This window comes from Kaistia sp. SLG-1, assembly GCF_059699055.1.
This window is the reverse complement of record NZ_AP048544.1, coordinates 3,864,367-3,879,915: the sequence shown is the minus strand read 5'-3', so window position 1 is coordinate 3,879,915 and position 15,549 is coordinate 3,864,367. Positions and strand designations below refer to the sequence as shown.

Below are 15,549 nucleotides of genomic sequence, written 5' to 3'. Positions count from 1 at the left end.
CTCCGCGTCCCTTCCTATAGGCATTCGGAGCGCGTGGGCAAGGGGCTTGGCCGGATCGGCCCGGAATTGGTGGGGAGTGTGCCACCACCGGTTGCCAGGGCGCGCCGCGCCGGTTCCGACACCCTTGCCGGACGGGACGTTTCCTGCCGGGCGGGGAGGCGGCAGGGTCGAGCACGGAACATGGGAAGCCATAGAAACGACTCAGCAAATCTTGCTGCCGAGATCCGTCGACAGGTCTTTTTCGAGCCGCCTAGCTAATTGGCCGTCCTGTGGCATTCGTGCCACGGATTATTTCGGATGTCGTCACTAATTGTTGATTGTTAGAATATTTCTATTCTTTAAATACTTATCTAAAAATTGATAAGGCTGCCATGCTTATATTCGCGATGGGCAAAACCAACGCTGCGTCAGTCGAGGTGCTCTGTTGCGGGCGCGCAACATTTTGTTCGCATTCCTTGAAGTAACGTCGCGGTCATCAGGGCAGGCCGTCGGTGATCCTTCGGTTGGTATAAATGCAGGCAAGGGGCTTAGAATGAAGTTCGCAATCCGCAGTGCATGCTTGGCGTCGGTTTTCGCTCTCGGCGTCGTCGGCGCCCAGGCGGCCGATCTCACCTACGAGGCGCCGGTCGTCGCGGCGCCCGCAGCCTTCAACTGGACCGGCTTCTATGTCGGCGTTCATGGCGGCGTCGGCACCGGCAGCTTCGATTCCACGCTGACCGCGTATAATCCGAATGGCCCGGGCTCGCAGGACATCCTGACGCTCGGCGAGAACGGCTCCGGCGGCTTCGGCGGCGCGCAGGTCGGCTACAACTGGCAGTTCAACCCGAACTGGGTTCTCGGCGTCGAGGCCGACATCGCTGCCTCCGGCATCGAGAGCAAGCTGGATGTCGGGCTTCCGGCGTTCGGCGGCGCCGGCGGCGAGCTGAAGACCAGCATCGACTGGTTCGGCACGCTGCGCGGCCGTGTCGGCTACGCCTGGGACAACCTGCTGATCTACGGCACCGCCGGTGCTGCCTATGGCGAGGTCGAAACGTCCTTGAACGCATCGCTTGGCGGCGGTGGTCCCGGATTTGACTATTCGCACTCCGACTGGCAGTGGGGCTGGACGGCTGGCGCTGGTGTCGAATACGCCATCACCAAGAACATCACGCTGAAGACCGAGTATCTCTATGTCGATCTCGGCACGTTCGACGCCCTGGAGCGCACGAACGTTGCTCAGGGCCTCGATCTGGGTGGTCAGGTGGACACCGCTTTCCACACCCTCAAGGCTGGTCTGAACTACAAGTTCTAAACCCGTCTCATACGGAACCTGTCAGGGCGGCCCTCGGGCCGCCCTTTCTTTTTGTGCCGATTTCAACGGGATCGTCGCAACGCCTTCGAGCGGGCAGGTGCGGGCTCAAGCCTCGCTTTGTTGCCTACTTGATTGCCTCGCTGCCGACCATGCCCGCTGCGAAGCCGAAAGGCTGCCTCCGGGACGGCCCGGAACGATTTCCCCGTCCGGTCCGTTGCTTCTCCGCATGCCCATGGAGGAGCAAAAGATGAAGACTCTGGCCGAGATTTTCGAGCATACGCTCAAGGACGTCTATTACGCCGAGAACGCCATCGTGAAGGCGCTGCCCAAGGTCGCGAAGGCGGCGGGCGACAGCAAGCTGAAGAAGGCGGCGGAAGATCACCTCGTCGAGACCAAGGGCCAGATCGAGACGCTGAAGAAGGTCTTCGCGGAGATCGGCGTGAAGCCCTCGGGCGAGAAATGCGACGCGATCGAGGGCTTGCTCAAGGAGACGGACGGGCTGATCTCGGAGACCGAGGGCACGGCGCGCGACGCCGGGCTGCTGGCCGCCTGCCAGGCCGTCGAGCATTACGAGATCGCCCGCTACGGCTCGCTGCGGGAATGGGCGAAGACGCTCGGCCACGACGAGGTGCACAAGTGGCTCGGCGAGATCCTGGATCAGGAAAAGGCGACGAACAGCAAGCTCACCAATCTGGCGGTGCTGGAGATCAACCACGTCTGATCCGATGGCGGGTTGGTCTGCCCGGCCCGGTCCCCTCTCCGGCGGGACCGGGTCGTTCTTGTGGGGAATTGCCGGAGCGCGCCGCGCGATGCCGCCAATTGTCTTCCCCGTCCCGAGGCGCCATCTCTAGCAATAGGAGAGAGGAGAGCGTCATGAGCAACGAAATGGTCAAGCGCGTCGCAATGGCGATCTACGACGCCGAATCTGGCGACCCTACGCGCCCGAAGCCTGACTATGTTCTCGGCTGGAAGGCCTTCGAGCCGCACGCCATCGCCGCCATCGCCGCGATGCGCCTGCCGAGCGAGGAAATGATTTTTCGCGGCGGCCTCGTCAAGGACCAGCCGTGGGACGGGAAGAAATCCGGTCGCGTCTTCACCGCCATGATCGACGCCGCCTTGCAGAACGCCGACACACGCTGAGGAAGGCTTTTCGCAGCTGCGGCGAGAGACGGGTTCGGATTTCCGGCCAGGAGAGGATAGCGCCGCTGGACGGCGTGCGGATGCGCGCGTCGCGGGGTGAGTTATCGGCTTGGAAGCGGCCGCTCCGCGACAACCGTCCATTCGCGAATGCCGGGGCCTTGGAGCTTTTGCCGGCATGAGAAGCCGGGCCGCTGTCGCGGTCCGGCTCCTGGTCGTCGGTCGAGATCCGGCGAGGGCTAGTTCGCCTTCGTGTCGGCCCAGCTCTTCACCAGCTCGTCATAGTTGACGGTGATCGGCTTCTCTTTTTCGTTCTCGATCTTCAGCTGCGGCGCGAGATTGCCCTTCTTGACCGCGTCGGCGTTCCAGTAGGCGAGGTCGTGCTCTTCGGCGAGCTTCGGCCCGATATCGCCCTGGATGCCGGCCCGCTCAAGGCGCTGCAGCACCTTCTCCTGTTCGGCGCAGAGCGAATCCATCGCTTCCTGCGGCGTCTTGGCGCCAGCCGAGGCGTCACCGACCGCCTGCCACCAGAGCTGCGCCAGCTTCGGATAGTCCGGGATGTTGGTGCCGGTCGGCGACCACTGCACGCGGGCCGGCGAACGGTAGAACTCGATGAGCCCGCCGAGCTTCGGCGCGCGTTCGGTGAAGCTCGGATGGCGGATCGTGCTTTCGCGGATCAGCGTCAGGCCGACATGGCTCTTCTTGACGTCGACCGTCTTGGAGGTGACGAACTGGGCATAGAGCCAAGCCGCCTTGGCGCGATCTTCCGGCGTCGACTTCAGGATCGTCCAGGAACCCACGTCCTGGTAGCCGAGCTTCATGCCGTCCTTCCAGTAGACACCATGGGGCGAGGGCGCGAAGCGCCATTTCGGCGTGCCGTCCTCGTTCACGACCGGCAGGCCCGGCTTCACGAAGTCGGCGGTAAAGGCCGTATAGGTGAAGATCTGCTGGGCGACCTCGCCCTGCGAAGGTACCGGACCGGATTCGGAGAAGGTCATGCCCTGCGCGGCGGCCGGCGCGTAAGCCTTCAGCCACTGCAGGTATTTCTCGATCGAATAGACCGCAGCCGGGCCGTTGGTGTCGCCGCCGCGGGCGACGCAGGAGCCGACCGGGCGCGACTTCTCGTCGACCTTGATGCCCCATTCGTCGACCGGCAGGCCGTTCGGGATGCCCTTGTCGCCATTGCCGGCCATGGAGAGCCAGGCATCGGTGAAGCGCCAGCCGAGCGACGGGTCCTTCTTGCCGTAGTCCATGTGGCCATAGACTTTCTTCCCGTCGATCTCGCGGCCGGTGAAGAATTCGGCGATGTCCTCATAGGCCGACCAGTTGACGGGAACGCCGAGCTCGTAGCCGTACTTGGCCTTGAAGTCCTCCTTGTTCTTCGGATCGTTGAACCAGTCGTACCGGAACCAGTAGAGGTTGGCGAACTGCTGGTCGGGCAGCTGGTAGAGCTTGCCGTCCGGCGCGGTGGTGAACGACGTGCCGATGAAGTCGGCGATGTCGAGGTTCGGGTTGGTGACGTCCTTGCCCTCATTCGCCATCCAGTCGGTTAGGCTGCGCGCCTGCTGATAGCGCCAGTGCGTGCCGATCAGATCGCTGTCGTTGACATAGGCGTCGTAGATGTTCTCGCCCGACTGCATCTGCGTCTGCAGCTTCTCGATGACGTCGCCTTCGCCGATCAGGTCGTGCGTGATCTTGATGCCGGTGATGTCGGAGAACGCCTTGGCGAGCGTCTTCGATTCATATTCATGCGTAGTGAGCGTCTCCGAGACGACCTTGATGTCCATGCCGGCGAACGGCTTGGCGGCGTCGATGAACCACTGCATCTCGGCTTCCTGCTCGGCGCGCGACAGCGTCGACAGGTCGCCGATCTCGGCGTCGAGGAATTTCTTCGCGGCGTCCATGTCCGCGAAGGCAGGCGAGCCACATATCATGACGACCAGCGTCGCCGTGGATGCTAAGAGACTGCGTCGCATGTGGAATCCTCCCAAGGGTTTTTCTAGCGACTTGGCGCGGCCATCTACGAAATGGCCGCGCCATCCTTCCTTCTCACACCCAGCGGAACACCAGCACCGCATAGACGAGAGAGAGACCGAGCGCCCACCAGAGGTTCGGGCCGACCAGGCCGAGCCAGGCGAGGCAGATGAAGGCGCTGCCGAGCAGCGAAACGAAGAGCCGGTCGCCGCGCGTCGTCTCGAAGCGCAGGATGCCGACGCGGGGCGCGCCGCCGGGGCTGACATATTCCCAGACCCCCATGCCGCAGAGGATCAGGAAGATCGTCGCGAAGAAGATCGCGGTCGGCGGCGTCCAGGCCATCCAGGCGAAGTTCATCAGACCCTCCCCAGGGCGAAGCCCTTGGCGATGTAGTTTCGGACAAACCAGATCACGAGCGCGCCGGGGATGATGGTGAGCACGCCGGCCGCCGCCAGCACGCCCCAGTCGAGGCCGGAGGCGGAGACGGTGCGTGTCATGATCGCGGCGATCGGCTTCGCCGCCGTCGTCGTCAGCGTGCGGGCGAGCAAGAGCTCGACCCAGGAGAACATGAAGCAGAAGAAGGCCGCGACGCCGATTCCTGACGCGATCAGCGGCATGAAGATCTTCACGAAGAAGCGCGGGAAGGAGTAGCCGTCGATATAGGCGGTCTCGTCGATCTCGCGCGGCACGCCGGACATGAAGCCTTCCAGAATCCAGACCGCCAGCGGCACGTTGAACAGGCAGTGCGCCAGCGCCACGGCGATGTGGGTGTCGATCAGGCCGAAGGCGGAATAGAGCTGGAAGAAGGGCAGGGCGAACACCGCCGGCGGCGCCATGCGGTTGGTCAAGAGCCAGAAGAACAGGTGCTTGTCGCCGAGGAAGCGGTAGCGCGAGAAGGCATAGGCCGCCGGCAGCGCCACGGCGATCGAGATCACCGTGTTCATCACCACATAGGTGATCGAATTGATGTAGCCATTGTACCAGGACGGATCGGTGAAGATCACCATGTAGTTGCGCAAGGTCGGATCGTTCGGCCAGAGCGAGAACGTGTTGGTGATCTCGACATTGGTCTTGAAGCTCATGTTGACGAGCCAGTAGATCGGCAGCAGCAGGAAGGTGAGGTAGAGCGTCATCACCAGCCAGCCGAGATGCAGCGGCTTGCGCACCTTGGGCGGCGCGACGAAGCCGTGGGCCTTGGCGGCGTTGGCGGCGCGCGTGCCGGCCTTGCTGTCCAGATCGATGCTCTTGCTGACGCCGGTGCTCACTGTCCGCCCCGCTCGTAGTTCGTCATGACCGTGTAGAAGATCCAGGAAAGCAGCAGCACGATCAGGAAGTAGATGATCGACATCGCCGCCGCCGGGCCGAGGTCGAACTGGCCGACCGCCATCTTGACCAGGTCGATGGATAGGAAAGTCGTCGAGTTGCCGGGGCCGCCGCCGGTGACGACGAAGGGCTCGGTGTAGATCATGAAACTATCCATGAAGCGCAGCAGCACGGCGATCAGCAGCACGCGGTTCATCTTCGGCAGCTGGATGTAGCGAAAGACGGCCCAGCGCGAGGCGCCGTCGATGCGGGCCGCCTGGTAATAGGCCTCGGGGATCGAGACCAGGCCGGCATAGCAGAGCAGCGCGACCAGGCTGGTCCAGTGCCAGACATCCATCAGGATGATGGTGAACCAGGCGTCGAGGGGATCGCGGACATAGTTGTAGTCGATGCCGATCGCTTCCAGCGTATGGCCGAGCAGGCCGATGTCGACGCGGCCGAACACCTGCCAGATCGTGCCGACGACGTTCCACGGAATGAGCAGCGGCAACGCCATCAGCACCAGGCAGATCGAGACGCCGATGCCTTTGCGCGGCATGGAGAGCGCGACGACGATGCCGAGCGGGATCTGGATGGCGAGGATGATGGCGGAGAAGACGAGGTTGCGCGCCAAAGCCTGGTGGAAGCGCGGGGAATGCAGCATTTCCTCGAACCAGGCGGTGCCGGCCCAGAAGAACTCGTTGTTGCCGAACGTATCCTGGACCGAATAGTTGACGACCGTCATCAGCGGGATGATCGCCGAGAAGGAAACCAGCAGCAGCACCGGCAGGACGAGGAACCAGGCCTTCTGGTTGGTCGGTCTGTCCATGCTCAAGCCCCCCTTGCCGGCGTGCCGTCGACCAGGTGGCCGTCGACATAGACGTTGAGATGGGCGGGATCGAAGACGGCGCCGACATCGTCGGCGGGGAACTCGGTCCCTTCCGGCGCGATCGCCGCGATCTCGCGCTTCCCGAAGACGAGCCGCGCGATCTTGTAGCTGCCGACATCCTCGACCTTGCGGATCGTCACCGGCAGGCCCTCGCCACGGGCGACGCGGATGAATTCCGGCCGGATGCCGAGCTCGACCTTGCGGTCGCTCGTCGACTTGCCATAGGCGCGGGGCAGGTGGATCGCGGTGCCGTCGACGGTCGCCACCGTGCCGTCGATCTCGGCGGCGAGCACATTCATGCCCGGCGAACCAATGAAATAGCCGACGAAGGTATGGGCGGGCCGCTCGAACAGTTCGGCAGGCGTCCCCATCTGCACGACCTCGCCCTCATACATGACGACGACCTTGTCGGCGAAGGTCAGCGCCTCGGTCTGGTCATGCGTGACATAGACCATGGTGTAGCCGGACTTCTTGTGCAGCTGCTTCAACTGCGAACGCAGCTGCCATTTGAGTAGGGGGTCGATGACGGTCAGCGGCTCGTCGAACAGGATGGCGGCGACGTCGGCGCGGACGAGGCCGCGGCCGAGCGAGATCTTCTGCTTGGCGTCGGCGGTGAGCCCCCGGGCGCGCTTCTTGAGCACGTCCGTCATTTCCAGCATGGCGGCGATCTCGCGTACCCGCGCATCGACGGCCGGCGCCGGAACGCGGCGGTTTCTGAGCGGGAAGGCGAGATTGTCGTAGACGGTCATGGTGTCGTAGATGACCGGGAACTGGAACACCTGCGCGATGTTGCGCGCTTCAGTCGGCATGGCGGTGACGTCGACGCCGTCGAACAGCACCTGGCCGTGGCTCGGCGTGATCAGCCCGGAGATGATGTTCAAAAGCGTGGTCTTGCCGCAGCCGGAGGGCCCGAGCAGCGCATAGGCGCCGCCATCCTCCCAGGTGTGGTTGAGCGGCTTCAGCGCATAGTCGCGCGGCTCTTTCGGGTTCGGTCGGTAGGCGTGGGCGAGATTGCGAAGATCGATCCTGGCCATCTCTGATCCCTTCAGGCCGCCATCGCCGGCGGCGTTGCCACGGCGCGGCCGCTGTCGGCGGAAAACACGAAGAAGCGTTCCGGATCGAGCCGGACCTCGACGCGGGCGCCGATCTCGATCGGCTTGATGCCGTGCACCAGGCCGACCCAGCGGCCGTCCGGTGAATCGAGATGGACGAAGCTTTCCGAGCCGGTGATCTCGGTGATCGCGACCGTTGCCGGCACGGCGATCGTCGCGGCCTCGGTCGGCTCGAGATGCAGATCGTGCGGACGGAAGCCGAATAGATAGGCGCCGTCGGCGAGGCGGCCGAGCCGGCCCGTCGCCGGCAGCGTCGCGCCGTCGGAAAGCGCGATGGCGCCGCCCGACTTGGTGGCGCGCAGCGTGTTCATCGGCGGGTCGGAGAAGGTGGTCGCGGTGATCAGGTCGGCCGGGCGGCGATAGACGTCCGTCGTCGGCCCGAACTGGGTGATGCGGCCCATGGAAAGCGTCGCCGTATTGCCGCCGAGCAGCAGCGCCTCGGTCGGCTCGGTGGTGGCGTAGACGAAGATCGCGCCGGTTTCTGCGAACAGGCGGGGCAGCTCGGCGCGGAGTTCCTCGCGCAATTTGTAGTCGAGATTGGCGAGCGGCTCGTCGAGCAGGACGAGATCGGCCTTCTTGACCACGGCGCGGGCGAGCGCCGTGCGCTGTTGCTGGCCGCCGGAAAGCTCCAGCGGCGTCCGGTCGAGCATCGGCGTCAGGCGCATCAGTTCGGCCGCGTCGCGGACGCGCCGGTCGATGGTGGCGCGGTCGACGCCGGCGACGCGCAGCGGCGAAGCGATGTTCTCGTAGACCGTCAGCGTCGGATAGTTGATGAACTGCTGGTAGACCATGGCGATGTTGCGCTTCTGGACCGGTACGCCGGTCACCCGGACGCCGTTCACATACACATCGCCGCTGGTCGGCGCGTCGAGGCCGGCCATCAGCCGCATCAACGTCGTCTTGCCGGATAGGGTCGGGCCCAGCAGGACGTTGAGCGACCCGCTTTCGAGAACGAGCGAAACGTCCTCGATATGCGTTGCCGCCCCGACCTTCCGGGTCACTTGCCTCAGTTCGAGCATGGCTCCTCCCGTGCCCGATGCGGCCCTCTATTGCGCCGCTGTCGGTAGTCTCTCCTGCATGGCATTGCGCATGTAGTCGTCGAGCGCGGCGATCTCCGTCGCCGTCATCCGAAGACCGAGCTTGCTGCGTCGCCAGACGATGTCGGCGGCGCCTCGGGCCCATTCCTGGTCGATGAGATAGTGGACCTCCGCCGCGGTGAGTCCAGCGCCGAAAGCCCGGCCGAGATCGGCCGCCGTCTTCGCCGATCCGAGGATCCGGCGGGTCCGGGTTCCGTAATGGCGGGCGAGCCGCCGCAGAAGCGGCGCGTCGAGGCGCGGATAATCCGCGACCAGGCCTGCGACCAGCGCCTCGAAGCCGTCGACGGGGAAGTCGCCGCCGGGCAGCGCCGCCTTCTTCGTCCAGGGCGCGCCGCGCTTGCCGAGCACCGTCTCGACATGCTCGAGCACATGTTCGGCCAGCCGCCGCGACGTGGTGATCTTGCCGCCGAAGACCTGGATGATCTTCGGCGCGTCGGCGGCGCCGTCGACCTTCAGCACATATTCGCGGGTGGCTTCCTGGGCGCTGGTGGCGCCGTCGTCATAGAGCGGCCGCACGCCGGAATAGCTCCAGACGATCTGGTTCGAACGCACCGGTTTCTTGAAATATTCGCTCGCCGCCGCGCAGAGATATTCCGTCTCCTCGGCGGAGATGGCGACGTCCTTCAGCTCGCCGTGATAGTCCCGGTCGGTGGTGCCGATCAGGGTGAAATCGTCCTCGTAGGGGATGGCGAAGATGATGCGGCCGTCGGCGTTCTGGAAGATGTAGCAGCGGTCATGGTCGAAGATGCGCGGCACGACGATGTGGCTGCCCTGGACCAGGCGGACGTGATGGCCGGCGTCGGCGCCGGCGATGCCGCGCAGCACGCGGTCGACCCAGGGGCCGGCGGCGTTGATCAGGAGCCGCGTCTCCACCTGCCGCGTCTCGCCGGTGACGACGTCGGTCAGCGTGACCTGCCAATGGTCGCCGATCCGCTCGGCCGCGGAGACGCGAGTGCGGGTCGAAATCTCGGCGCCGCGATCGGCGGCGTCGCGGGCGTTCAGCACGACGAGGCGCGCATCGTCGACCCAGCAGTCGGAATATTCGAAGCCCCGGCGGAAGTCGCCCTTCAGCGGCGCGCCGGTGCCGTCGCGCGTCAGGTCGAGCGCCTGGGCCGCCGGCAGCAGCTTGCGGCCGCCGATATGGTCATAGAGGAAGAGGCCGAGGCGCAGCAGCCAGGCGGGGCGGAGGCCCTTGTGGTGCGGCAGCACGAAGCGCAGCGGCCAGATGATGTGCGGCGCGTTCGACCAGAGCACTTCGCGCTCCATCAGCGCCTCGCGCACCAGACGGAACTCGTAGTGTTCGAGGTAGCGCAGCCCGCCATGCACCAGCTTGGTCGAGCGCGAGGAGGTGCCGCTCGCGAGGTCGTCCATCTCGGCGAGGCCGACCGAGTAGCCGCGGCCGACCGCGTCGCGGGCGATTCCGGCGCCGTTGACGCCACCGCCGATGATGAAGATGTCCAGCATGGTCACGACGCAGCGCTCTCCTGTGCGGCGCAGCATAACTATTTCATAGCGAAACTCGATTGGCAGGATAAGCGAAAGCTAACGCGGGTCAAGTGAAAGTAACGTGAAACGGCGCGGCGCGTGACCGCGGGCGGCAAGGCCTTGGCAAGGCTGTGCGATTTCGCCTTCGCTCCGGCGGGAGCGGCGAGGGGACGGTCGGGAGGCGGTGGGTTCGGTTGGCGCCGGAAACGCGGAATCGCCGGCGCGGGCGGCGCGTGCGCCGCAGCGTCAGGCGTCGAGTTCGGCCGTTTCCGGCAGCGCCTCGATCAGCTCGACGTCGCTGTCGGCGCAGATCTGGCGGATGCGGTCGCTCGGGCAATGGTCGGTGACGAAGGTATGGATCTGCTTCAGGCTGCCGATGCGCACCGGCGCGGTGCGGGCGAACTTGGTCTGGTCCGAGGCGAGAATGACGTGGCGGGCATTGGCGATGATCGCCTGCGCCACCTTTACCTCGCGAAAGTCGTAGTCGAGCAGCGAGCCGTCCTCGTCGATCGCCGAGGTGCCGACGATGGCGTAGTCGACCTTGAACTGGCGGATGAAATCGATCGCCGCCTCGCCGACGATGCCGCCGTCGGAGCTGCGCACGACGCCGCCGACGATCACCACCTCGATCTGCGGATAGGGCCGCATGATGTGGGCGACGTTGATGTTGTTGGTGATCACCATCAGGCCCTGGTGCTGCAAGAGCGCCTGCGCCACCGCCTCGGTCGTGGTGCCGATGTTGATGAAGAGCGACGCCTCGTTCGGGATGATCGCCGCCACCGCCTGGCCGATCGCCGCCTTCTCGCGCGCCGCGATCTGCGAGCGCGCCTCGTAGCCGACATTCTCGATGCCGGAGGCGAGGATGGCGCCGCCATGGGTGCGGGCCATCAGCTTGCGGTCGCAGAGGTCGTTCAGGTCCTTGCGGATGGTCTGCGGCGTCACGCCGAACTGGATCGCCAGCTCGTCGACCATGACGCGCCCGCGCTGCTTGGCGATTTCGAGGATGGCGGTCTGGCGGGAGGGAGGCATCACGTTCGGCTTTCGAATGGTTCGATCGGTGCGCGAAGCGAAACTAGCATATTCGCATCGGCGTGGATTGTCCCGCGAAGCGAATATCACAGCCCGGTTGAATCCTGAGCCAGCTCAACCCCCGCAGCGTAGACAGGCCAGACCATATGGCTACGAGTGTGTCAGGGTTCCTTATTAGGTCGGCTGGGTGTTTTCTCTCTTCCAACGGATGAAGCGGCAGGACTTGCCGTCGCCCGGCGACGTGCCGGCGCGGGATTATCTTGTCGTTTCGGAATGCTATCCACCGAACTCGGTCGGCGGCGCCGAACTTAGTCTTGCCTCGACGCTGTCGGCGAGCCGGGTGGCGGCGGATATTCTGGTCGTCAACATTCTCGGCCGGGCGCCGCATGTCACGCAGCACCGGGTCGACGGCATTCCGGTGATCGAGCTGCCGCCGCAGGCGAAATGGCCCTATCACCGTCTGTCCGAGGCCGAGCGGGCGCGCATCCAGGCGGAACTGCCGAAGCCGATCGGCTGGCTTCTCTTCGCCTTCCACGCGCTCGCCTATCTGTTCACCGGCCGCCTCGACCGGGTCGTCGCGCGCTTCCTGATGCTGGCGACGCTGCCGTTCCGCGTCCGCCGCAACGGGCCCTTCGCGCCCTTCGACACCGAGGACACCGGCTACTGGTCGCTGGCGCTCCGGCGGATCCTGGCGGCGAGCGGCGCCTCGACCGTGCATGGCGACAATCTGCTCGGCATCCTGCTGACGCAGGCGGCGGGCGGGGCGGCGGCGCGGCGCGTCGGCGTCGTGCGCGACAACCGCTTCCTCTGCGTGCGGCGCGACCAGCAGACGCGGATGGGCGGCAAGGTCTGCGTTACCTGTCACGCCGAGTGCCATGACGGCACGCGCTTCGCCGACCGGCGGCTCCGGCGGATCGCCCGCCATATCGGCCGGATGCGGCGCCGGGCGCTGCGCGGTCTCGACGAGGTCGTGGTGACGAGCCGCTATCTGGAGCGTCAGGTTCGCAGTCTGGGGGCGATGCCGCCTTTGACGCGGATCGCCAATCCCGCCGGCGACGCCTCGGGCCGGGATGCGCCGGCCGTGCCCGAGTGGGACGGTACCAACATCTTCATCGTCGGCCAGATCCACGACAACAAGGGCCAGGAGGCGCTGGTGGCGTGGCTGCCGGAGCTGATCCGGCGCATCCCGGACGTGCAACTGCATTTCGCCGGCCGGGGCGACGCCGCGCGTGACCGCATGATCGCGGCGGCGGGCGCCGAGGCCGGCCGGCTGCGGTTCCACGGCTATGTCAGCCGCGACGCCATCCGCGCGCTCTACCAGAGCTGCCAGATCGCCGCCCTGCCGACCCGCTGGCCCGAACCGTTCGGCCGCGTGCCGCTGGAGGCAGGGATCGAGCGCAAGCCCGTCGTCGCCTTCGGCGTCGGCGGCCTGCCGGAGCAGATCGTGCACGGCGTCACCGGCCTGGTCGTCCCGGCCGGCGACTATGCGGGTTTTGTCAATGCGCTGGCGGCGCTGGCGGGCGACCCCGCGCTGCGCGAGCGGCTCGGCGCCGCGGCGGCGCGTCATGTCGCGGCGCGCTACGACCGCAACGAGACGGCCCGCGCCTATGAGGCGCTCTGGCAGTCGCCCGTCGCCGTCTCCGAAGGCTCCAGGACGCGCCGCATCGCGTCGGGCTGACGTCCGCGCGGCGTGCTCGCCCAGAGGTCGCGCGCGAGGTCCTTCAGCATCAGCGCTTCCTGCCAGCGATCGACGAGGTCGACGCCGTCCGGCCCCCGGATCGCATAGGGGCTCGGCCCCAGCTCGCAGGTGAAGGAGAGCGTGTCGTCCGGTCCGGCGCGCCGGCTCCAGCTCTCGAACAGATAGCCCCACCAGGCGAGGAACTGGTCGAGATAGGGCTTGTTGTGCGGGAACGAGATCTCGACCTGCACCTGCTCGGGGCTGGCGACGCGGCCATGCGCGGCCCAGGCGTGGTCGAGGACGCGCTTGATCTGTTCGTCCATCTCCCGCGGCACTGGCGGCTCGGGAAATTCGCGCCCGACCATGAAATGCGAGAGGTCCGCGAGCAGCTTCAGCTCCGGCATGGCGTCGAGGATATCGAGCGTCACCAGGAGGTCGTTGGTGATGCGGCCGCGATGCGTCTCGACATAGACCGGCACGTCCGACGCCTCGGCCAGGCGGTTCCAGCCCTCGAGGATGCGCAGGCTTTCCGAAAGCGCGCGCGGGCGGACGTCCGGCTGGATGGTCAGGTGATGGATGCCGTAGCGGTTGGCGAGTTCCAGCGTCGGCTTCAGATCCTCGATCGTCGCCGGGAAGCACTGGCCCTCGATCAGCAGTCCGTTGTCGCCGGCGGCCGCGGCGAGCGGCGCCGCCAGTTCGGGCGTGAAGAACAGATGGGTGACGCCGTCGAAGCCGGCGGCGGCGGCTTCCGCCACCATGTCGGCGAGCGGCAGGTCGCAAGCACGCCCCTTCAGGCGCTGCATGCCCCACATCGATTCGAACACGAGCAGGCGTTGCATGGGCTGGGATCCTTCGGAATGTGTGGAGTGTCTTTACTGGCAGCCGCCAGCGCGGTCGAGAACGAGGTTCACAGGGGCGTGGTCACAGCGCTCCGGGCAGGCGTCTTGGATCCGGCAGGCGTCTTGGCGTCGAGGCTTCGGCTGTATGGATCCCTGCTTTCGCAGGGATGACGGCGGAGGGTGGGGTGACGGCGGCGTCTCTCGAATGGTCGCCGGCTGCTACCGGACCGGGTTCCGGCCGTCATCCCAGGCTCGCTGTCATGCCACGCTCGCCGTCACCCCAACTCGCCGTCATCCCAAGCTCGCCGTCATCCCGGCCCCCGAGCCGGGATCCATTCCGCCGTGGCATTGGGAGTTTTGCGATGGACGGGCGGCATCGAAGGCTTCGGCGGCATAGATTCCCGCTTTCGCAGGAATGATGGGGAGGGAATAGCGCCGCCGGCGTCTCTCCTATCCGGCCGCGGCGTCTTTCGACCTCGATCAAGCTCACCCCGCCAAAAGCCCCTTGAGCTTCACCGTCGCGTCCGCGAGCGCCGCCTTGTCCGGCGTCGCGCGTTTCGCGATCAGCATTTCGGCGAGGCGGACGTCTCTGGCGATCCTGCCGTTCGGACCGGCCGCGCTGGCGGCGACCAGGCGGCCGTCGCTCGCGAGGTGGAAATCGAGACGGGCGCCGTCGCCGAGATCGCGGGTGACCGTCTCGCGCCCCTCGTCCGGCAATCCGGCGATCTGCAGGGTGAGGTCGTACTGGTCCGACCAGAACCACGGCACCGCCGCATAGGGCTCCTCGCTTCCGAGCATGCCCGCCGCCGCCGCGTTGCCCTGGTCCTGCGCGTTGCGCCAGGCCTCGAGCCGCAGCCGGCGGCCGCCATAGAGCGCGTGCGGAAACGAGCAGCAATCGCCGGCGGCGAAGATGTCGGGATCCTCGGTCGCCAGCCGCTCGTCGACGGCTATGCCGTTGTCGATGGCGAGGCCGGCGCGCGCGGCAAGGCCGGTCTCCGGCACGGCGCCGATGCCGGCGACGATGGCGTCGCAGGCGATGCGCTCGCCGGTCGAAAGCCGGATGGTGTGACCGCCGGCCTCCGCCGCCTCGATGCGGTCGATGCCGGCGCCCATCATGATCCGTACCCCTTCCGCCTCGTGCCGGGCGGCGAGGATGGCGGCGATGTCAGCCGGCACGGCGCGGGCGAGCAGGCGCGGCGCCAGCTCGATCAGCGTCACCTCGGCGCCACGGGCCCGCGCCGCCGCGGCCAGCTCCAGCCCGATGAAGCCACCGCCGATGATCGCGACATGCTGCCCCGGCCGCAGCCGGGCGCGCAACGCGCGGGCGTCGTCGAGGGTGCGCAGCGTCAGCGCATTGTCCGCGCCCTCGACCGACAGCCGCCGGGCGCTCGCGCCGGTCGCGAGCAGCAGCCGGTCATAGGCGAGGGGCTCGCCGCCGGCGAGTTCGATCCGGTGCGCGGCGCGGTCGATCGCGAGGACCCGCGTGTGGGATCGATGCGTGATGTTGTGTTCGGCCAGCCGCTCCGGCGTCAGGATGATGGTGGCGCGGGGCTCCGGCGCGTCGGTCAGCGCGGATTTCGAAAGCGGCGGACGCTCATAGGGACCGTGCGGCTCGTCGCCGACAAGGGCTATTTTGCCGGCAAAGCCCTGCTCGCGTAGCGCCATGGCGGCGCGCGCGCCGGCCTCGCCGGCGCCGATCACCACCATCGATTCCCC

At 66.5% G+C, this 15,549-nt stretch carries 14 protein-coding genes; 4 read left to right on the top strand and 10 right to left on the bottom strand.

What is annotated here, in order from left to right:
• Positions 1–532 precede the first annotated feature (532 nt).
• The 3 genes from AC6HZP_RS17775 (at position 533) to AC6HZP_RS17765 (ending at position 2,431) form a co-directional block, all read left to right on the top strand.
• The gene (locus AC6HZP_RS17775) at positions 533–1,291 is read left to right on the top strand and encodes an outer membrane protein (protein WP_497523906.1); all 759 of its coding nucleotides are present in this window, start codon (positions 533–535) and stop codon (positions 1,289–1,291) included.
• 247 nt (positions 1,292–1,538) lie between these two features.
• Positions 1,539–2,012, top strand: coding sequence for a YciE/YciF ferroxidase family protein (locus tag AC6HZP_RS17770; RefSeq protein WP_497523905.1), 474 nt, complete (start codon positions 1,539–1,541; stop codon positions 2,010–2,012).
• Positions 2,013–2,164: 152 nt separating this feature from the next.
• Positions 2,165–2,431 carry a hypothetical protein gene (locus AC6HZP_RS17765; protein WP_497523904.1) on the top strand — a complete coding sequence of 89 codons (267 nt, stop codon included), beginning with the start codon at positions 2,165–2,167 and terminating at the stop codon, positions 2,429–2,431.
• 236 nt (positions 2,432–2,667) lie between these two features.
• Here AC6HZP_RS17765 and AC6HZP_RS17760 read toward each other — a convergent pair whose 3' ends face one another.
• From AC6HZP_RS17760 to AC6HZP_RS17725, 8 genes are all read right to left on the bottom strand, one after another.
• Positions 2,668–4,404 carry an ABC transporter substrate-binding protein gene (locus tag AC6HZP_RS17760; protein WP_497523903.1) on the bottom strand — a complete coding sequence of 579 codons (1,737 nt, stop codon included), beginning with the start codon at positions 4,402–4,404 and terminating at the stop codon, positions 2,668–2,670.
• 73 nt (positions 4,405–4,477) lie between these two features.
• On the bottom strand, positions 4,478–4,759 hold the full coding sequence (locus AC6HZP_RS17755; RefSeq protein WP_497523902.1) for a DUF2160 domain-containing protein: 282 nt from the start codon (positions 4,757–4,759) through the stop codon (positions 4,478–4,480).
• The gene (locus AC6HZP_RS17750; protein WP_201404521.1) at positions 4,759–5,535 is read right to left on the bottom strand and encodes a carbohydrate ABC transporter permease; all 777 of its coding nucleotides are present in this window, start codon (positions 5,533–5,535) and stop codon (positions 4,759–4,761) included. The genes AC6HZP_RS17755 and AC6HZP_RS17750 overlap by 1 nt, the downstream gene beginning before the upstream one ends.
• 128 nt (positions 5,536–5,663) lie before the next feature.
• Positions 5,664–6,533 carry a carbohydrate ABC transporter permease gene (locus AC6HZP_RS17745; protein WP_201400419.1) on the bottom strand — a complete coding sequence of 290 codons (870 nt, stop codon included), beginning with the start codon at positions 6,531–6,533 and terminating at the stop codon, positions 5,664–5,666.
• A gap of 2 nt (positions 6,534–6,535) precedes the next feature.
• Positions 6,536–7,627 (bottom strand): ABC transporter ATP-binding protein, encoded by a 1,092-nt coding sequence (locus AC6HZP_RS17740; RefSeq protein WP_497523901.1) that lies wholly within the window; start codon positions 7,625–7,627, stop codon positions 6,536–6,538.
• A gap of 11 nt (positions 7,628–7,638) precedes the next feature.
• Positions 7,639–8,724: an ABC transporter ATP-binding protein gene (locus AC6HZP_RS17735; protein WP_497523900.1), complete on the bottom strand. Its 1,086-nt coding sequence runs from the start codon at positions 8,722–8,724 to the stop codon at positions 7,639–7,641.
• A 27-nt stretch (positions 8,725–8,751) separates the two neighbouring features.
• Positions 8,752–10,266, bottom strand: a complete 1,515-nt coding sequence (gene glpD / locus AC6HZP_RS17730; RefSeq protein WP_497526820.1) for a glycerol-3-phosphate dehydrogenase — start codon at positions 10,264–10,266, stop codon at positions 8,752–8,754.
• A 267-nt stretch (positions 10,267–10,533) separates the two neighbouring features.
• Positions 10,534–11,316 (bottom strand): DeoR/GlpR family DNA-binding transcription regulator, encoded by a 783-nt coding sequence (locus AC6HZP_RS17725; protein ID WP_497526819.1) that lies wholly within the window; start codon positions 11,314–11,316, stop codon positions 10,534–10,536.
• A 187-nt stretch (positions 11,317–11,503) separates the two neighbouring features.
• Here AC6HZP_RS17725 and AC6HZP_RS17720 point away from each other — a divergent pair, with 187 nt between their 5' ends.
• Positions 11,504–12,994: a glycosyltransferase family 4 protein gene (locus AC6HZP_RS17720; RefSeq protein WP_497523899.1), complete on the top strand. Its 1,491-nt coding sequence runs from the start codon at positions 11,504–11,506 to the stop codon at positions 12,992–12,994.
• On the opposite strand, the gene AC6HZP_RS17715 is transcribed toward AC6HZP_RS17720, so the two are convergent.
• Entirely contained in the window at positions 12,922–13,833 is a 912-nt protein-coding gene (locus AC6HZP_RS17715) for a sugar phosphate isomerase/epimerase family protein (protein WP_497523898.1), read from the bottom strand. The two genes, AC6HZP_RS17720 and AC6HZP_RS17715, sit on opposite strands and share 73 nt — an antisense overlap.
• A gap of 486 nt (positions 13,834–14,319) precedes the next feature.
• Complete coding sequence (locus tag AC6HZP_RS17710; protein WP_497523897.1) at positions 14,320–15,540, bottom strand: NAD(P)/FAD-dependent oxidoreductase; 1,221 nt, start codon at positions 15,538–15,540, stop codon at positions 14,320–14,322.
• Positions 15,541–15,549 lie beyond the last annotated feature (9 nt).

Coding starts and splice junctions, on each gene's coding strand:
- AC6HZP_RS17745 (WP_201400419.1), bottom strand. CDS start 6,533: ATGGACAGACCGACCAACCAGAAGGCCTGGTTCCTCGTCCTGCCGGTG.
- AC6HZP_RS17770 (WP_497523905.1), top strand. CDS start 1,539: ATGAAGACTCTGGCCGAGATTTTCGAGCATACGCTCAAGGACGTCTAT.
- glpD (WP_497526820.1), bottom strand. CDS start 10,266: ATGCTGGACATCTTCATCATCGGCGGTGGCGTCAACGGCGCCGGAATC.
- AC6HZP_RS17710 (WP_497523897.1), bottom strand. CDS start 15,540: ATGGTGGTGATCGGCGCCGGCGAGGCCGGCGCGCGCGCCGCCATGGCG.
- AC6HZP_RS17765 (WP_497523904.1), top strand. CDS start 2,165: ATGAGCAACGAAATGGTCAAGCGCGTCGCAATGGCGATCTACGACGCC.
- AC6HZP_RS17740 (WP_497523901.1), bottom strand. CDS start 7,627: ATGGCCAGGATCGATCTTCGCAATCTCGCCCACGCCTACCGACCGAAC.
- AC6HZP_RS17755 (WP_497523902.1), bottom strand. CDS start 4,759: ATGAACTTCGCCTGGATGGCCTGGACGCCGCCGACCGCGATCTTCTTC.
- AC6HZP_RS17775 (WP_497523906.1), top strand. CDS start 533: ATGAAGTTCGCAATCCGCAGTGCATGCTTGGCGTCGGTTTTCGCTCTC.
- AC6HZP_RS17750 (WP_201404521.1), bottom strand. CDS start 5,535: ATGACGCTCTACCTCACCTTCCTGCTGCTGCCGATCTACTGGCTCGTC.
- AC6HZP_RS17735 (WP_497523900.1), bottom strand. CDS start 8,724: ATGCTCGAACTGAGGCAAGTGACCCGGAAGGTCGGGGCGGCAACGCAT.
- AC6HZP_RS17725 (WP_497526819.1), bottom strand. CDS start 11,316: ATGCCTCCCTCCCGCCAGACCGCCATCCTCGAAATCGCCAAGCAGCGC.
- AC6HZP_RS17715 (WP_497523898.1), bottom strand. CDS start 13,833: ATGCAACGCCTGCTCGTGTTCGAATCGATGTGGGGCATGCAGCGCCTG.
- AC6HZP_RS17760 (WP_497523903.1), bottom strand. CDS start 4,404: ATGCGACGCAGTCTCTTAGCATCCACGGCGACGCTGGTCGTCATGATA.